Source organism: Streptomyces violaceus, assembly GCF_036014075.1.
Classification (GTDB): domain Bacteria; phylum Actinomycetota; class Actinomycetes; order Streptomycetales; family Streptomycetaceae; genus Streptomyces; species Streptomyces violaceus.
This window is the reverse complement of record NZ_CP107911.1, coordinates 28650-46859: the sequence shown is the minus strand read 5'-3', so window position 1 is coordinate 46859 and position 18210 is coordinate 28650. Positions and strand designations below refer to the sequence as shown.

The following is an 18210-nucleotide window of genomic DNA, read 5'->3' as shown; positions in this document are numbered from 1 at the left end:
AGTTCGACGACGCACGTCAATCCCACAGCTGACCGAGGGAGACATTGATGGCCCAGTCGCGTATCGAGGACATCTGGCCGCTGTCGCCACTGCAGGCTGGGTTGCTCTTCCACGCGGTTTACGACGGCGAAGGACCCGACGTCTATATAGGCCATTGGATCCTGGACCTGGACGGGCCGCTGGACGCGGCCAGGCTGCGCGCGTCGTGGGAGGCGCTGCTGACGCGGCACGCGCCACTTCGGGCCTGCTTCCGGCAGCGTAAATCGGGTGAGACGGTGCAGATCGTCCTCAAAGAGGTGGAACTGCCGTGGCGGGAGGTCGACCTTTCGCACCTCGAGGACCCCGAGGAGGCCGTGCGAGAGCTGGCCGAGGAGGATCGGACGACGAGGTTCGACCTCGCGCAGGCGCCGTTGCTGCGGTTGACCTTGATCCGTCTCGACGACCGTACGCACCGGCTGGTGATGACCTGTCATCACACGATCATGGACGGCTGGTCGTTGCCGGTCGTGGTCAACGAGCTGTCGAAGCTGTACCCGGCCCACGGCGATCCGCAGGCCCTGCCCGCGGTGACGTCGTACCGGAACTACCTCGCGTGGCTGAGCAGGCAGGACAAGGAGAGGGCGCTGTCGGCATGGGTGGCGCAGCTGCGCGGTGCCGAGGAGCCGACGCTGGTGGCGCCCGCCGATCCGGGGCGAGCGCCCGGTGTGCCGGAGAGCGTCGAGGTCGAGCTGTCCGAGACCCTCACGCGCTCGCTGGACGAGCTGGCTCGTAGCCATGGGCTGACGCTGAACACGGTGGTGCAAGGCGCGTGGGCGATGGTGCTGGCGCGACTGGCGGGCCGGACGGACGTGGTGTTCGGGGCGGCGGTGTCGGCGCGCCCGCCGGATCTGCCCGGAGTGGAGGAGATGGCGGGGCTGTTCCTCAACACCGTTCCGGTGCGTGTGCGGCTTTGCGGCTCGACGCCCGTCATGGAGTTGCTTGCGCAATTACAGAAACAGCAGTCGGCGCTCATACCTGACCAGTTCGTGGGGTTGGTGGACATACAGCAGGCGGCCGGCCCCGGCGCGGTCTTCGACACCATGATTGTCTTCGAGAAGTTCCCCAATAAGCCCGCCGAATCGGACTCCGCAGGGAACTTCGGCATTCGCATACATCAGGGCCGGGCAGCCGCCCATTATCCGCTGACGCTGGTGTGCGTCCCCGGCGAAAAGATGCTCCTCAAACTCGACTATCTGACGGAGCTCTTCGACTGGGCCACAGCGTTCTCCATCGCTGAGCGGTTGAAGGAGGTTCTGCGTCAGCTGACGGGTGCGGGCGACCTGACGGTGGCCGAGATCGACGTGACGAGTGCGGCCGAGCGTGAACTGGTGGTGGACGCATGGGGCGCGGCAGCCGCCCTGACGCAGGGCCGGCCACAGCATCCGGCCGGACTGGCCTCGGAACTGTTCGACCGTCAGGTGGAGCGCCGCCGCGACAGGGTGGCGGTCGTCGAGGGCGATCGGGCGATGTCGTTCGGGGAACTGGCTGAGCACGCGGAGCGGCTCGCCGGCTATCTGCGCGGCAGGGGAGTGCGGCGTGGGGACCGGGTGGCCGTGGTGCTGGGCCGGTCGCCCGAGCTGATCGCGACGTTGCTCGCGGTGTGGAAGGCAGGAGCGGCGTACGTCCCCCTGGATCCCGCCTATCCGGCGGAACGCCTGAAGTTCATGCTCGCGGATGCGGAGCCGGCGGCGGTGATCTGCGCGGAAGCGTACCGAGATGTCGTGCTGGTCGGAGGGCTCGATCCGATCGTCCTGGACGATGTCCGGACGCGGCAGGCGGTGGCGGAGTGCACCCGCCTGTCCGTAGACGTACATGCGGACGACCTCGCGTACGTGATGTACACGTCGGGGTCGACGGGAACACCGAAGGGCGTCGCGGTGTCGCACGGCAGCGTCGCGGCGCTGGTCGGCGAGCCGGGATGGGCGATCGGCCCCGATGACGCCGTGCTGATGCATGCCTCGCACGCCTTCGACATATCCCTGTTCGAGCTGTGGGTGCCGCTGCTGTCGGGTGCCAGGGTGGTGCTGGCCGGACCGGGTGCGGTGGACGGCGAGGCTCTGGCCGGACATGTGGCCGGCGGTGTCACGGCCGCCCACCTGACCGCGGGGACCTTCCGGGTGGTGGCCGAGGAGTCACCGGAGTCGCTCGTCGGTCTGCGCGAGGTGCTGACCGGTGGGGACGCGGTGCCGCCCGCGGCGGTGGAGCGGGTGCGGCGCGGCAGTCCGGGCGTGCGGGTGCGGCATCTCTACGGCCCGACGGAGGCCACGCTGTGCGCGACGTGGTGGATGCTCGAACCCGGCGACACGACGGGAACGGTGCTGCCGATCGGACGACCGCTCCCGGGGCGGCGAACCTACGTCCTCGATGCGTTCCTGCGACCTGTGCCGCCGGGCGTGGTGGGCGAGCTGTATGTCGCCGGAGCCGGTGTGGCGCAGGGCTATCTCGGCCGTGCGGCATTGACGGCGGAGCGGTTCGTCGCTGACCCGTTCGTTCCCGGCGACACGGCTGTGGGCAGCGCCTCCGTGCCGGGTGAGCGGATGTACCGGACCGGGGACCTGGCGTACTGGACGGACCAGGGCGCGTTGGTGTTCGCCGGACGCGCCGATGACCAGGTCAAGATCCGCGGGTATCGGGTGGAGCCCGGCGAGATCGAGGTGGTCCTCGCCGGCCTGCCCGGTGTCGGCCAGGCGGTGGTGTCCGTACGGGACGAGCACCTGATCGGTTATGTGGTCGCCGAAACGGGGCACGACGCCGACCCGGAGCGGTTGCGCGAACAGCTCGCCGCGACGCTGCCCGAGTTCATGGTTCCGGCCGTGGTGCTGGTGCTGGACCAACTGCCGTTGACGGTCAACGGAAAGGTGGACCGGCAGGCCCTGCCCGCACCGGACTTCGCCGCGAAGGCGGTCGGCCGGGGGCCGGACACGGAGGCTGAGCGCATCCTGTGCTCGGTGTTCGCCGAAGTCCTCGGCCTGGAACGGGTCGGGGTCGAGGACAGCTTCTTCGAACTGGGCGGGGACTCGATCTCGTCGATGCAGGTGGCCGCCCGTGCGCGGCGCGAGGGGATCTCCCTCACCCCGCGGCAGATCTTTGAGCACCGGACCCCTGAGCGGCTCGCGGGACTGGCACAAGAGGCCCCGACGACACCGGCACGGGATCGCTCCGAGGCGGTCACAGGCGTGGGAGACATCCCATGGACGCCGGTGATGCGTGCCCTTGGGGATGCCGCGGTACGCCCTGGCTTCGTGCAGGCGAAAGTCGTCGTCACCCCGGCACGCCTGAATCCGGATGCCCTGGTGGGCGCCCTGCAGGCGGTGCTGGATGTGCACGATCTGCTGCGGGCACGGGTGGCGCCCGACGGACGGCTGTTCGTGGCCGAGCGCGGCGCGGTGGACGCGGCCGGCCTGCTCACGCGGGTGCCGGCCGGGACCGGGAACCTCGATGAACTCGCCGCGCACGAGGCCAGGGCGGCGGCAGGCACGCTGGACCCGTCGGCGGGAATCATGGTGCGGGCCGTATGGCTCGACGCCGGAAGCGACCGGCCGGGCCGGCTGGCTCTGGTGGCGCATCACCTGTCGGTCGACGCGGTCTCCTGGGGCATCCTGTTGCCGGATTTGCGTTCGGCGTACGACGAGGTGGTCTCCGGCGGGCCCCCTGCCCTGGAGCCCGCGTCGACCTCGTACCGGCACTGGGCGCGGCGGCTGACCGAGCAGGCGTTCAGCGCGAGCACGATCGCTGAAGTCGATCACTGGGTCGCCGTACTGGACGGTGCGGATTCGTCCATCGTGAAGCAGACCGGAAAGCAGACCGGGCAGTCCCACTCCTGGTCACGGACGCTGTCCGGAACCACGGCGCGCAGTCTGGTGGCCCGGCTGCCGGCGGCTTTCCACTGCGGGATCCACGAAGTCCTGCTGGCGGGTCTCGGAGGTGCGGTGGCGCGCTGGCGCGGTACCGGCGCCGGGATCCTGGTGGACGTGGAGGGCCATGGTCGCCACGGCGCCGACGGGATGGATCTGTTGCGCACCGTCGGCTGGTTCACCAGCGTCCATCCGGTCCGCCTCGATGTCTCCGACGTCGACCTTTCTGCCGCGGCAGCGGGGAACGCCGCCGCCGGGCAGTTGCTGAAGGCCGTGAAGGAACAGGCCCGCGCCGTCCCCGGCGATGGCCTCGGCTATGGGCTGTTGCGCCATCTCAACCCCGAAACCGGGGCGAGGCTGGCCGAGTTGCCGTCCCCGCAGATCGGATTCAACTACTTCGGCCGGTCCGGCCTCGCCGCCGAGGACATCCCGTGGCAGGCGAGCGAGGAGTCGCTCGGCGGCGGTCCGGAGATGTCCGCGGCCCACCCGGTGGAGGTCGCTGCGGATGTCCAGGACACGCCCGCAGGACCCCGGCTGAGACTGGCCATCGACGGCAGGGACCTCGACCCCGCCACGGTGGAGCGGCTCGGCGAGGCATGGCTGGAGATGCTGACCGGTTTCGCGGCACTGGCCGAGGATCCCGGCGCCGGCGGGCACACACCGTCCGACTTCGACCTCGTAGAGCTGACGCAGCGGGACGTGGCGGAGCTGGAGGCCGCGGTGCCGGGGCTGAGGGACGTCTGGCCGCTGTCACCGCTGCAGGAAGGCATGCTCTTCGAGCGGGCCATCGACGCGGACGGCGTCGACGTCTACCAGAGCCAGCGGATCCTGGACCTCGAAGGACCGCTCGACGCGCCACGGCTGCGTGCGGCGTGGCAACGGCTGGTCGCCCGGCACGCATCGCTGCGGACAAGCTTCCACCAGCTCGGATCCGGCGAAACGGTGCAGGCCGTCGCGGACGAGGTCGCTGTCCCATGGCGCGAGGCCGATCTGTCGCACCTCGATGAGGCGGCCGTGGCCGCGGAGGCCGACCGCCTGCTCGCGCAGGATCAGGCCGAGCGGTTCGACGTGACCAGGGCGCCGCTGCTCCGGCTGTTGCTGATCCGTCTCGGTGAGAGCAGGCACCGGCTCATCGTGACGTCGCACCATGTCGTCCTGGACGGCTGGTCCACACCGATCGTCCTGGGCGAGATGTCGACGGGGTACGCGGGTGGGCAGGGCCCGTCGACGGCACCGTCCTATCGGGACTACCTGGCGTGGCTCCGCCGTCAGGACGTGGAGGCGCCACGAGCGGCGTGGCGGTCCGAGCTGGCCGGGGCGGACGAACCGACCCTGACGGACGCCGACGCGGACAAGACGATGGTCATGCCGGACGGGCATGCCGCATGGCTGCCCGAGGAGACGACGCAGGCGCTCACCGACTTCGCGCGTGGCCATGGACTGACGCTGAGCACGATCGTGCAGGGCGCATGGGCGCTGGTGCTGGCGCGGCTGGCGGGCCGGACGGACGTGGTGTTCGGGACGGTGGTGTCGGGGCGTCCCGCGGAGGTGCCGGATGTCGAGCGGATGGTGGGGATGTTCATCAACACCGTCCCGGCCCGTGTGCGGCTCGAAGGCGGCCGACCGGTGCTGGAGATGCTGCGGGACTTGCAGAGGCGCCAGTCGGCGTTGACGGAACACCAGTACCTCGGGCTGTCGGAGATCCAGCGGCTGGCGGGGACGGGCGCGATCTTCGACACCATCGTGATGGTCGCGAACTACCCGGACGACGCCGCCGGTCCCGGAGACGACGGTGGCTTCGCGATCAGCTCGCTCCGCACCCGGACCGGTACCCATTATCCGCTGACGATGAGCGTCTCTCCCGGAAACCGCCTGCGGATCGATGTGGCCTACCGGCCCGATCGGATAGACCGGGAAACGGCCGCCGAGGTCGCCGGGCAGGTCGTGCGGGTCATCGAACGAATGGTGGCGGAGCCCTCGCTTCCGGTGGGCCGTCTGGCCGTGACGCACGCATCGACGCGCGCGTCGATGCTGGAGCACGGCAACGCGACCGGCGAAGCGGCCGCCCGGCCTTCGGTGCTGGAGCTGTTCCGGCAGCAGGCCGACAGGTCCCCGGACGCGGTGGCGGTCATGGACGGGGGACGCACCCTGACCTACGCCGACCTCGACCGGAGATCGGATGGGCTGGCGGGGCACCTCGCCGGGCTGGGCGTGCGGCGCGGCGACCGTGTCGGCGTGGTGATGGAACGCGGCGCGGACCTGTTCGTCGCCCTGCTCGCGGTCTGGAAGGCGGGGGCCGCGCAGGTACCGGTGAACGTGGACCACCCCGCCGAACGGATCGAACGGATGCTGGCCGATGCCGGCGCACGGATGGCGCTCTGCGTCGCAGCGACCCGCGACGCGGTGCCGGACGGGGTCGAGCCGGTGGTCACGGACGTACCGGCGCTCGAGGAAACGCCGCACGAGGCGCCGGCGCTCACGGTCGGGGCGCACGACGTGGCCTACGTGATGTACACGTCGGGATCGACCGGGGTTCCGAAGGGCGTCGCGGTGCCGCACGGAAGCGTGGCGGCTCTGGCCAGCGAGCCCGGCTGGTCGCAGGGCCCGGACGACTGCGTGCTGCTGCACGCGTCGCACGCGTTCGACGCGTCGTTGATGGAGATCTGGGTGCCACTGGTCAGCGGCGCCCGCGTGCTGGTCGCGGAACCGGGCGCGGTCGACGCGCAGCGGCTGCGCGAAGCGATCGAACGAGGCGTGACCACCGCCCATCTGACGGCCGGCAGTTTCCGGGTGGTGGCCGAGGAAGCGCCGGAGTCCTTCCGCGGGCTGCGCGAGATCCTGACCGGCGGGGACGCGGTGCCCCTCGCGTCCGTCGCGCGGGTGCGCCGGGCGTGCCCAGAGGTTCGGGTCCGGCAGCTCTACGGCCCCACCGAGACCACCCTCTGCGCCACGTGGCACCTCCTCGAACCGTGGGACGAAACGGGCGCCACCTTGCCGATCGGCCGACCGCTGGCCGGACGGCGGGCCTATGTGCTCGATGCGTTCCTCCAGCCGGTGGCGCCCAACGTGACCGGCGAGCTCTACCTCGCCGGCGACGGCCTCGCGCACGGTTATCCGGGCGCCAGCGGGCAGACCGCGGAGCGGTTCGTCGCCGATCCGTTCGTCCCCGGCGACGCGGTGGCGCGCAGCGCCTCAGCAGGTGGTGGCCGGGCGACGGGCGGGCGGATGTACCGCACCGGTGACCTGGCGCGCTGGACGGATCAGGGGGAGCTGCTGTTCACCGGAAGGGCCGACTCCCAGGTGAAGATCCGGGGCTACCGCGTGGAGCCCGGGGAGATCGAGGCGGCCCTGGCCGAGGTTGCGCAGATCGCGCAGGCGGTCGTGGTGGCGCGGGAGGACCAGCCCGGCGAGAAGCGGCTGATCGCGTATGTGACCACGCAAGGGGATGTGGAACCGGATGCGGTCCGCGAGCACCTCGCGGCGCTGCTGCCGGAATTCATGGTGCCCGCGGCGGTGGTGGCGCTGGACGGCTTCCCGCTGACGCTCAACGGAAAGATCGACACCGCGGCCCTGCCGGCTCCGGAGTTCACCGCGAAGGCCGCCGGCCGCGAGCCGCGTACCGAGGCCGAGCGGGTGTTGTGCGACCTGTTCGCCGAGATACTCGGGCTGGACAGGGTCGGCGCCGACGACGGCTTCTTCGAGCTGGGCGGCGACTCGATCCTGTCGATGCGATTGGCCGCCCGCGCACGTCGCGAGGGCCTCGTCTTCGGGGCGAAGCAGGTCTTCGAGCGGAAGACGCCCGCGGGGATCGCGGCGGTCGCCGAGCGGGGCGGACCGGCGCGGGCCGACCTCGCCGACGGCGTCGGCGAGGTCCCGTGGACGCCAGTGGTGCGGGCACAGCTCGAACGCGACCCCCGCGCGATGACCCGGCGCGCACCGGCGCAGTGGGTGACCGTGGGGGCGCCCGACGACCTGTCCGTGGACGTGCTGGCGGCCGGACTCGCCGCGGTGATCGACACCCATGACATGCTGCGCAGCCGGATCGTGGAGACCGACGGGGAGCAGCCCCGGCTGGTCGTGGCCGACCGGGCGGCGGTGGCCGCGGCGACGCTGGTCGAGCGGGTCGAGGCCGGTGCCGGTGACGTGGACGAGATCGCGGAGCGCCGCGCCGGCGAGACCGCCACCCGGCTGGATCCCGCCGCCGGCGTGATGATCAGGGCGGTGTGGGTGGACGCCGGACCCGGCCGCCTCGGACGGCTCGTGGTGGTGGCGCACCATCTCCTGGCCGACGTCGTGTCGTGGCGCGTCCTGCTGGCGGACCTGCAGGCGGCGTGTGCGGCCGTGGCCGCGGGCCGGGAACCGGCGCTCGATCCGGTCGGCGTCTCGTACCGGCGCTGGGCGCGCACACTGGCCGATCAGGCGGCGATCCGGTCCGCGGAGCTGGAGACGTGGACGGCGATCCTCGACGGAGCGCCGTCGTGGCCGGGCGAGTTCGACCCCACGCGCGACACCATGTCGACCGCGGGACGCAGGTCCTGGCGGTTGCCGCGGGACAAGGCAGGCGTGCTCGTGGCGAAGGCGACCTCGGCCTTCCACTGCGGGGTTCACGAGGTGTTGCTGGCCACCCTGGCGGGCGCGGTGGCCCGGTGGCGCGGCGACCCGGCCGTCGTGGTGGACGTCGAGGGTCACGGCCGCCAGCCCATCGGTGACCTGGACCTGTCCCGGACTGTCGGCTGGTTCACCGACATACATCCGCTCCGGCTGGACGTGACCGGGATCGACACGGCCGAAGCCCTCTCGGGCGGCGACGCGGCAGGCAGGCTGCTGAAGAGCGTCAAGGAGAGCGTGCGCGCCGTGCCCGACGGCGGGCTCGGCTACGGGATGCTGCGTCACCTCAACCCAGAGACCGGGCCGGTCCTGGCGGCGCTGCCGAAGCCGGGGATCGGGTTCAACTACCTCGGCCGCTTCCCGTCCCGGCCTGGCGGTGCCGCGGAGCCCTGGCAGACGGTGGGGACCATCGGCGGTACGACGGACCAGGACACGGCGTTGCGCCACGTCCTGGAGATCGACGCGGTCGTGCTGGACACCGCCGAAGGACCCGAGCTCGAGCTGACCGTGACCTGGGCCGGGCGCATACTCGGCGAAGCCGAGGCGGAGTCGCTCGGACAGGGCTGGCTGTCCATGCTGACCGGCCTCGCCGCCCATATCGAGGCCGGCGGCGCCGGAGGGCACACGCCATCCGACTTCCCGCTCACCGCGCTGACGCAGCGGGACGTGGCGGAGGTCGAGGCCGCCGTACCCGGCCTGCTCGACATCTGGCCGCTGTCTCCGCTCCAGGAGGGCCTGCTGTTCCACGCCGCCGACGAGCGCGGCCCGGACGTCTACGCGAGCATGCGCACCCTCGTCATCGAGGGACCGCTGGACGTCGCCTGCTTCCGCAGGGCGTGGCAGGTGCTGCTGGACCGGCACCCCGCCCTGCGGGCGAGTTTTCACCAGCTCGGGTCGAGTGCGACGGTGCAGGCGGTCGCCGGCGAAGTGACGCCGCCCTGGCAGGAGACCGACCTGTCCCATCTGCCCGAGGACGAGGCGCTGGCGGAAGTCGACCGTCTCGCGGCGGAGCTGCACGCCGAGCGGTTCGACCTGACCCGGGCGCCGCAGCTGCGTCTGCACCTGCTGCGTCTCGGTGACCGCAGGCACCGGCTCGTCTTCACGTCGCATCACATCGCGGCGGACGGCTGGTCCCTGCCGCTCATCACCGGTGAGGTGCTCGCGGCGTACTACGCCGGCGGTGAGGGCCGGGCGTTGCCGGCCCCGACGTCGTACCGCGACTATCTCGCCTGGACCGTGCACCAGGACAAGGCAGCTGCCCGGGAGGCGTGGCGGGCCGAACTCGCGGGGCTCGACGAGGCGACCCACGTCGTGCCACCGGAAACGATCATCGCGCCCGTCGAGCCGGACCGGGTCGCATTCGCACTCGACGACGACCTGAGCCGGCGCCTGGTGGAGTTCACCCGCCGGCACGGTGTGACGGCGAACACGCTCTTCCAAGGGGTCTGGGCACTGCTGCTGGCCCGGCTGACCGGTCGCGGCGACGTGGTCTTCGGCGCCGCGGTGGCCGGTCGTCCGCCCGAGATCCCCGGTGTCGAGTCCGCGGTCGGCCTGTTCATGAACATGCTGCCCGTCCGGGCCCGCCTGGTCGGCGCTGAACCCTTCCTCGACATGCTGGCGGACCTGCAGGAACGGCAGGTCGCGTTGATACCGCACCAGCACGTCGGGCTGACCGAGATCAAGCAGCATGCCGGGCCGGGCGCGGCATTCGACACGATCGTGGTGTTCGAGAACTACCCGCCCCCGCCGCCCGTGTCCGACGAACCCGACGCACTCGTCATGCGTCCCGCGGGAATCCCGAACGACACCGGGCACTACCCACTGTCCATGCGTGCGTCCGTAGCGGGCCCCGTCCACGGCGAAGTCATCTTCCGCCCGGACGCGTTCGAGAGGACCCAGGTCGAAGACCTTCTCGCGTCGCTCCTCCGGGCTCTCGAACAGGTCGTGGCCGATCCGCGGACGCCGGTGGGACGGGTCGGCCTGATCGGACCCGAGCAACGCCGCCTGGTGGTGGACGAGTGGAACAGGACCGACGAACCGCTCGCGGCGGAGACACTGCCGGTGCTGTTCCGCAGGCAGGCCGCGCGGACACCGGAAGCGCCCGCGGTGCAGGACGCGGCGCGGAGCCTTTCGTACAGCGAGTTGCTCGGCGAGGCCGAAGCGCTGGCGCGACTGCTCGTGGGCCTGGGCGTGCGGCGTGAGGCCCGGGTGGGAGTACTGGTCGAGCGCTCGGCCGAGCTGGCGGTGACCCTGCTGGGGGTGACGTTCGCCGGCGGGGCGTTCGTGCCGGTCGATCCGGACTATCCCCGCGAGCGCATCGAGTTCATCCTGGCGAACTCGGCGCCGCAGGTGCTGGTGTGCACGAGGACGACCCGAGCGGTCGTACCCGCGGAGTTCACGGGCACGGTGCTGGTGCTGGATGAGCTGCCCGCCGCCGATCCGGATGCCGAGCTGCCACGAGTGGCACCCGAGGACGCGGCGTACGTGATCTACACATCGGGGTCGACAGGGGCACCCAAGGGCGTCCTGGTCGCCCACTCCGGACTCGTCAACCTGGGGTACGCGCACATCGAGCGGATGGCCGTGACGTCGTCCTCGCGGGTCCTGCAGTTGTCCGCGATCGGATTCGACGCCATCGTCTCCGAGCTCTACATGACCCTGCTGGCCGGTGCGACCCTGGTACTGCCGGACGCGGCGAGCATGCCGCCCCGCGTGACCCTGGGCGACGCGATCCGCAGGGCGGACATCACCCACCTGACCGTGTCGCCCAGTGTGCTGGCGAGCGAGGACGACCTGCCGGACACCCTGCGGACAGTGCTGACGGGCGGCGAGGCGCTGCCGGCCGCGCTGGTGGACCGCTGGTCGCCGGGCCGCCGGGTGATCCAGGCCTACGGGCCGACCGAGACGACCATCTGCTCGACGATGAGCGCCCCGCTGGCTCCGGGGCACGATGTGGTCCCGCTCGGCGGCCCGATCCGCAACGTGCAGCACTACGTGCTCGACGCCTTCCTCCAGCCGGTACCGCCGGGGGTGGTCGGCGAGCTCTACATCACGGGCGTCGGACTGGCTCGTGGCTACCTGGGACGCCCCGGTCTGACGGCGGAGCGGTTCGTCGCGAGTCCGTTCGCCCCCGGTGAGCGGATGTACCGCTCGGGCGACCGGTTCCGCTGGAGCCGGGAGGGCCAGCTGATCTTCGCGGGCCGGGTCGACGCGCAGGTCAAGGTGCGCGGATACCGGGTCGAGCCGGCTGAGATCGAGGCCGTGCTCGCGGAGCATCCCGGGGTCGGCCAGGTGGCGGTCGCGGTCCGCAGGGACGGACCCGGCGACAAGCAGCTGGTGGCGTATGTCGTGCCGTCGGCCGAGGCTTCCGGCGCGAACGGCACGCTGACCTCCGCGCTGCGCGAACTGGCCGCCGAACGCCTGCCGGAGTACATGATGCCTGCGGCGTTCGTGTCGCTGGACCACATGCCGCTCACCCCGAACGGCAAGCTCGACCACCGGGCGCTGCAGACCCCCGACTTCGCCGGAATGTCTTCAGGGCGGGATCCGCGCACGGCGATGGAAGCGAGGCTGTGCGAGCTGTTCGCGGAGGTGCTCGGCCTGGACCGGGTGGGTGCCGACGACAGCTTCTTCGAACTCGGCGGCGATTCGATCATCTCGATGCAGCTCTCGGCCCGAGCCCGCCGCAAGGGGCTGGAACTGAGCGCGTGGCAGGTGTTCGAGGAAAGGACGCCGGAACGGCTGGCGGTGCTTGTCGCGGAACTCCCCGCCGACGGCGATGCCACCGCGGCGCCGGAGCCCTCGGCGGGCACGCTCGTCGATCTCTCGTCCGAGCAGATGCACCAACTCGAGGCCGGACTGGCCGATGAACAAGCGCTGTAAGGAGCAGACCGTGACAGTTGACGGCACCCGCCCGAAGCCCCGCTCCAGCGTGGAGGACGTCTGGCCCCTTTCGCCGTTGCAGGAAGGGATGCTGTATCACACCGCACTCGACCACGACGGTCCCGACACCTACACCGTGCAGACCGTCTACGGCATCGACGGCCCGCTGGACGCTGCCCGGTTGAGGGCGTCGTGGCAGGCCGTCGTGGACCGGCATGCCGCGCTGCGGGCGTGTTTCCGCTACGTCAGCGGCGCGCAGATGGTGCAGGTCATCGCGCGGGACGCCGAGATCCCCTGGCGCGAGACGGATCTGTCGGGGCTGCCGGCAGACGTCGCCGACAGCGAGGTGGACCGGCTGGCCGCGGACGAGGTGGCCGAGCGGCTGCACATCGAGACGGCACCGCTGATGAAACTGCACCTGATCCGGCTCGGCCCGCAGCGCCACCGGCTCGTGCACACCCTTCACCACGTGCTGGTGGACGGCTGGTCGATGCCGGTCATCCACCGCGACCTGGCAGCCATCTACGCGGCGGACGGGGACGCGTCCGGGCTCCCGCCCACCGGGTCCTACCGGGACTATCTCGCGTGGCTGGGCCGGCAGGACAAGGAGGCGGCCAGGGCAGCCTGGCGAGCGGAGTTCGCGGGGCTGGACACCCCCACCACGGTCGCCCCGGCCGATCCGACCCGCGTGCCGGACATCGACACGGTGCTGCTCGAGCTGTCCACGCGACTGACGGCAGACCTGGCCGCACTGGCGCGCCGTCACGACCTCACCCTGAACAGCGTCGTGCAGGGCGCGTGGGCCGTCGTGCTGTCGCAACTGGCCGGCCGTACCGACGTGGTGTTCGGCGCGACCGCCTCGGGGCGGCCCGGCGACCTCGCCGGTGTGGAGTCGATGGTCGGCCAGCTGCTCAACACCCTGCCGGTGCGGGTCCGGCTCGACGGCGGGCGGCGGGCCGTCGAGCTCTTCGCCGAGCTGCAGCGCGACCAGTCGGCTCTCATGGCCCACCACCATCTCGGCCTGCAGGACGTGCAGGCCGTCGCCGGCCCCGGAGCGGTCTTCGACACACTCGTCATCTACGAGAACTTCCCTCGCAAGCGACCCGGCCGGGCGCAGGACGACGACGGCCTGGTCCTGCACCCGGTGAAGCGGGGGCGCAACTCCTCGCACTACCCGTTCACCCTGATCACCGGACCCGGCGAGCAGATGCCGCTCATCCTCGACTACGACCGGGGTCTGTTCGACCGCGCGATCGCCGAATCCGTCGTGGGCGCGCTGGCCCGCGTGCTGGAGCGGCTGGTCGCCGAGCCCGATGTGCTGGTCGGCCGCCTGACGCTGCTGAGCGAGACCGAGCGCGCCCTGGTGGTGGACGAATGGAACGCGACCACGGGCCCCGTGCCCGGCACATCCGTGGTCGCGATGTTCGCGCGGCGGGTGGCCGAGGCGCCGGACGCGGTGGCGATCACCGACGCCGACGGCGCGGATCAGACCTACGCCGAGGTCGACCGGGCCTCGAACCGGCTGGCCTGCTACCTCGCCGGTCGTGGCACAGGCCGCGGCGACCGGGTCGGTGTGGCCATGGACAGGTCGCCGGACCTGCTGATCGCGTTCCTGGCGATCTGGAAGACAGGTGCGGCGTACGTCCCGGTGGACATCGAGTACCCGGCCGAGCGGATCGCGTTCATTCTCGATGACTCCGCGGTCTCCACCGTCCTGTGCACCGAGGCCACCAGCGCCGTCGCGCCGCAGGACGCGATCGTCCTCGACGCGCCCAGTACGCGGGCGGCCGTCGACGGCTGTGCCGCCACGGCGCCGGAGAGCCTGCCGAGCGCCGACGACCTGGCGTACGTGATGTACACCTCCGGATCCACTGGCCTCCCGAAGGGCGTGGGCATCCCCCACGGAGGCGTGGCCGGCCTGGCCGGTGACGAGGGCTGGCAGATCGGTCCGGGCGACGGCGTGCTGATGCACGCGACACACGTCTTCGACCCCTCGCTCTACGCGATGTGGGTGCCGCTCGCCATGGGCGGCCGCGTCCTGCTCACCGAGCCGGGTGTGCTGGACGCGGCCGGGGTACGCCGGGCCGTCGAACGCGGCGCGACCGCCGTCCACCTCACCGCCGGTACCTTCCGCGCCCTGGCGGAGACGTCCCCGGAGTGTTTCGCGGGTCTGGTCGAGATCGGGACCGGCGGCGACGTGGTCCCCGCACAGTCGGTGCAGAACCTGCGACGGGCCCAGCCCGGCCTGCGGGTGCGCAACACCTACGGACCGACCGAGACCACCCTGTGCGCGACGTGGAAGCCGATCGAGCCAGGAGAGGAGCTCGGGCGGGAGCTGCCGATCGGCCGCCCCATGACCAACCGCAAGGTCTACATCCTCGATGCCTTCCTGCGCCCGGTCGCGCCGGGAGTCGCCGGCGAGCTGTACATCGCCGGTACGGGGCTGGCCCGCGGGTACCTCACCAGCCCCGGCCTGACCGCCGAGCGGTTCGTGGCGTGCCCGTTCCTCACCGGGGAACCGATGTACCGCACCGGCGACCTGGCGCGCTGGAACCAGCACGGCGAGGTCGTCTTCCTCGGCCGCGCCGACGACCAGGTGAAGATCCGCGGCTACCGGGTGGAGCTGGGCGAGGTGGAGGCCGTGCTGGCGGCCCAGCCCGGGGTGGTCGAGGCAGTCGTCGTGGCGCGGGAGGACCAGCCGGGCGAGAAGCGCCTGGTGGGCTACTTCGTCTCCGACGGCAGCGATGCGGGGGCAACACAGATCCGGCGGAACATGGCCCTGGTCCTGCCCGCGTACATGGTTCCGACGGCGATTGTCGCCCTGCCCGGCCTGCCGGTCACCGCCCACGGCAAGGTGGACCGCCGGGCCCTGCCCGCCCCGGATCTCGCCGGACACGCGTCGGAGAAGGCGCCGGAGGGCGAGACCGAGAAAATGCTGTGCGCGCTGTTCTCCGAGATCCTCGGCGTCGACCACGTGGGTGGCGACGACACCTTCCACGACCTCGGCGGGAGTTCGGCGCTGGCCATGCGGCTCATCGCGCGGATCCGTGAGGAACTCGGCGCGGACCTGCCCATCCGGCAGCTGTTCTCCTCGCCGACCCCCGCGGGTCTGGCGAGGGTGCTTGCCGCGAAGTCACGCCCCGCACTGGAAGCCGCCCAGCGGCCGGACCGGGTGCCGGTCACCACCCGGCAGCTGCGCGCCCGGCTGCTGGCCGACCCCGGCAAGGACACGGCCGGCCTGCACGCGTCCGTCGCACTGCGCCTGCGCGGCCGACTGGACGTGCCCGCGCTGGCGGCGGCGCTCGGCGACGTCGCGGCCCGGCACGACATTCTGCGCACGACCTTCCCCGGCGATGCACACAGCGTCCACCAGCACATCCAAGACGCCCTCGCGGTCGAGCTGACCCCCGTCCCGGCCACCGAGGAGGACCTGCCCGGGCTGCTCGCCGAGCGGCGCGAGTCGGTGTTCGATCTCACCAAGGACGTGCCGTGGCGATGTGAGCTCCTCGGACTCGCGGAGAAGGAGCACGTACTGCTCCTGCAGGTGCACCGGATCCTCGCCGACGACGACTCGCTGGACGTGTTCTTCCGCGACCTGGCGGCCGCGTACGGCGCGCGGCGCGAGGGCCGAGTCCCGGAGCGCGCGCCCCTGGCTGTGCAGTTCGCCGACTACGCGATCTGGGAGCAGCGGCTGCTCGCGGACGAGAACGAGCCGGGCAGCCTGCCCCACGAGCAGATCGCCTTCTGGCGGGACAACCTGGCCGGCATCGACGGGGAGACGGTGCTGCCGTTCGACCGCCTGCGGCCGGCCGTCCCTTCGCGTCGGGCCGGCACGGTCGAGCTGCGGCTGGACGCGGGCCCGTACGCCCGGTTGATGGAGGCGGCGGAGCCGGCCGGCGCAGACGCGTTCCAGGTGGTGCACGCCGCCCTCGCCATGCTGCTGACGAAACTGGGCGCGGGCCACGACCTGGTGATCGGCACGACGCTGCCCCGGGACGAGGACCTCATCGACCTCGAGCCGATGATCGGACCGTTCGCCCGGCCGGTCGCCCTGCGCACGGAAGTCTCGGGCGACCCGGACTTCCTGGACGTGGTCACCCGCGTGCAGGAAACGGTCCAGGCCGCGCAGGAGCACCTGGACGTACCTTTCGAGCGGCTCGCCGAGCTGCTCGACCTGCCCGCCTCCCTCTCCCGCCACCCCGTGTTCCAGGTCGGACTCGAGGTGCTGGAAGAGGGGCTCGGCACCTGGGACGCGAGGGAACTGCCGGGCCTGCGCACCGAAGTCGAACCCGGCGGGGCCGAAGCCATGGAGCTGGACCTCGCGTTCAGGCTCACCGACAACCTCGACGACGAGGACGGCCTCGAAGGCACCCTCCGCTACGCCACCGACCTGTTCGACCAGGACACGGCCGAGTCGGTGGCCCGGCGGCTGGTCCGCGTCCTGGAACAGGTGGCGGAGGATCCCCGGCGGCGGATCAGCGACCTGGACCTCTTCCTGGACGACGTCGAACGCAGCCGTCCGGTCATCGCACCGGCGCGGTGGCACGGGGCGGTGCCCCCGGCGCTCGCCGGCCTGGCCGAGGACGGTCCGCTCGGCGCACTCCTCCTCGACGATCGGCTGCGCCCGGTCACACCGGGGGCCGTGGGCGATCTCTACGTCACCGGGGCGGCAGTGGACGAGGGCAAGGCCGGTCGGCCGACCGTGCGCTGCCCGTTCGGAACCCCGGGACATCAGATGCTGCGCACGGGCCTGCTCGCCCGGAAGACCTCCGCCAAAACCCTGCTCGTCGTGGGCGAGCGGAGGCGCTCGGCCCCGTCGTTGAAGACGGGCGACTACGAGATCCTGCTGCCGCTGCGAGCCGGCGGTGATCGCCCGCCACTGTTCTGCTTCCACGCGAGCGGCGGCCTGAGCTGGAACTACCAGCCGCTGCTGCGGCATCTTCCGGCGAACCAGCCGGTCTACGGAGTGCAGGCGCGCGGCTTGGCCCGCACCGAACCCTTGCCGGGCAGCGTCGAGGAGATGGCGGCCGATTACCTCGCGCACATCCGGGCCGTGCAGCCGACAGGGCCGTACCACCTTCTCGGCTGGTCCCTCGGCGGGCGGATCGCGCAGGCGATGGCCGCGTCGCTCGAGGCGGAAGGGGAGGAGGTCGGCCTGCTCGCCCTGCTCGACGCCTATCCCGTCTACATGGGACGGAACGCCACCGGCACGGTGAGTGAAGAAGCCGTGCGCGACGAGGAGGCCGTGCAAAAGCGCAAGCAGCAGGACCTGGAGCTCGCCGGTGGACTGGTGCAGGGGCCCGGCACCAGGAAGCGCCTCCAGGCGGTGATGCGCAACCTCTGGGAGGTCGGGCCGCGGCACACCGCCTCGCCCTTCGCCGGCGACATCCTGCTCTTCATCGCCTCGCTGGACCGGCCGGCACATCTGCCCGTGCCGGAGGCGATAGCCAGCTGGAAGGACTTCACCAGCGGAACCATCGAGCCCCACGAAATCCCGTCCAACCACTACGACTTGGTGCAACCCGCGGCGCTGGCCCAGATTGGAGCCATCGTCGCCGAGAAGCTCCATTCCCGGCCGAAGAGCGAAAGGACGCAACGATGACCAACCCGTTCGACGACGACAACGGTTCCTTTTTCGTGCTGGTCAACGATGAGGGCCAGCACTCCCTCTGGCCGACCTTCGCGGAAGTGCCTGCCGGATGGTCCCGTGTGCATGGTGAGGCCACCCGTCAGGAGTGCCTCGACTACGTCGAGGAGAACTGGCAGGACCTCCGGCCGAAGAGCCTCATCCAGGAAGCCGGCGCCTGAGACCGAGGTGTCCAGCCGC

General features: G+C 71.5%; 3 protein-coding genes. All 3 read left to right on the top strand.

Annotation, left to right across the window (positions count from 1 at the left end; all coding sequences use genetic code 11):
• The first annotated feature begins 47 nt into the window (after positions 1-47).
• Genes OG542_RS00140 through OG542_RS00130 form a run of 3 tightly spaced genes read left to right on the top strand, consistent with a single transcriptional unit; the run spans position 48 to position 18191 of the window.
• Positions 48-12383, top strand: coding sequence for a non-ribosomal peptide synthetase (locus tag OG542_RS00140; RefSeq protein WP_328407054.1), 12336 nt, complete (start codon positions 48-50; stop codon positions 12381-12383).
• A 10-nt stretch (positions 12384-12393) separates the two neighbouring features.
• Entirely contained in the window at positions 12394-17985 is a 5592-nt protein-coding gene (locus OG542_RS00135) for a non-ribosomal peptide synthetase (protein WP_328407052.1), read from the top strand.
• Positions 17982-18191, top strand: a complete 210-nt coding sequence (locus OG542_RS00130; RefSeq protein WP_266490775.1) for an MbtH family protein — start codon at positions 17982-17984, stop codon at positions 18189-18191. Before OG542_RS00135 ends, OG542_RS00130 begins: the two co-directional genes overlap by 4 nt.
• Positions 18192-18210 lie beyond the last annotated feature (19 nt).

Coding starts and splice junctions, on each gene's coding strand:
- OG542_RS00140 (WP_328407054.1), top strand. CDS start 48: ATGGCCCAGTCGCGTATCGAGGACATCTGGCCGCTGTCGCCACTGCAG.
- OG542_RS00130 (WP_266490775.1), top strand. CDS start 17,982: ATGACCAACCCGTTCGACGACGACAACGGTTCCTTTTTCGTGCTGGTC.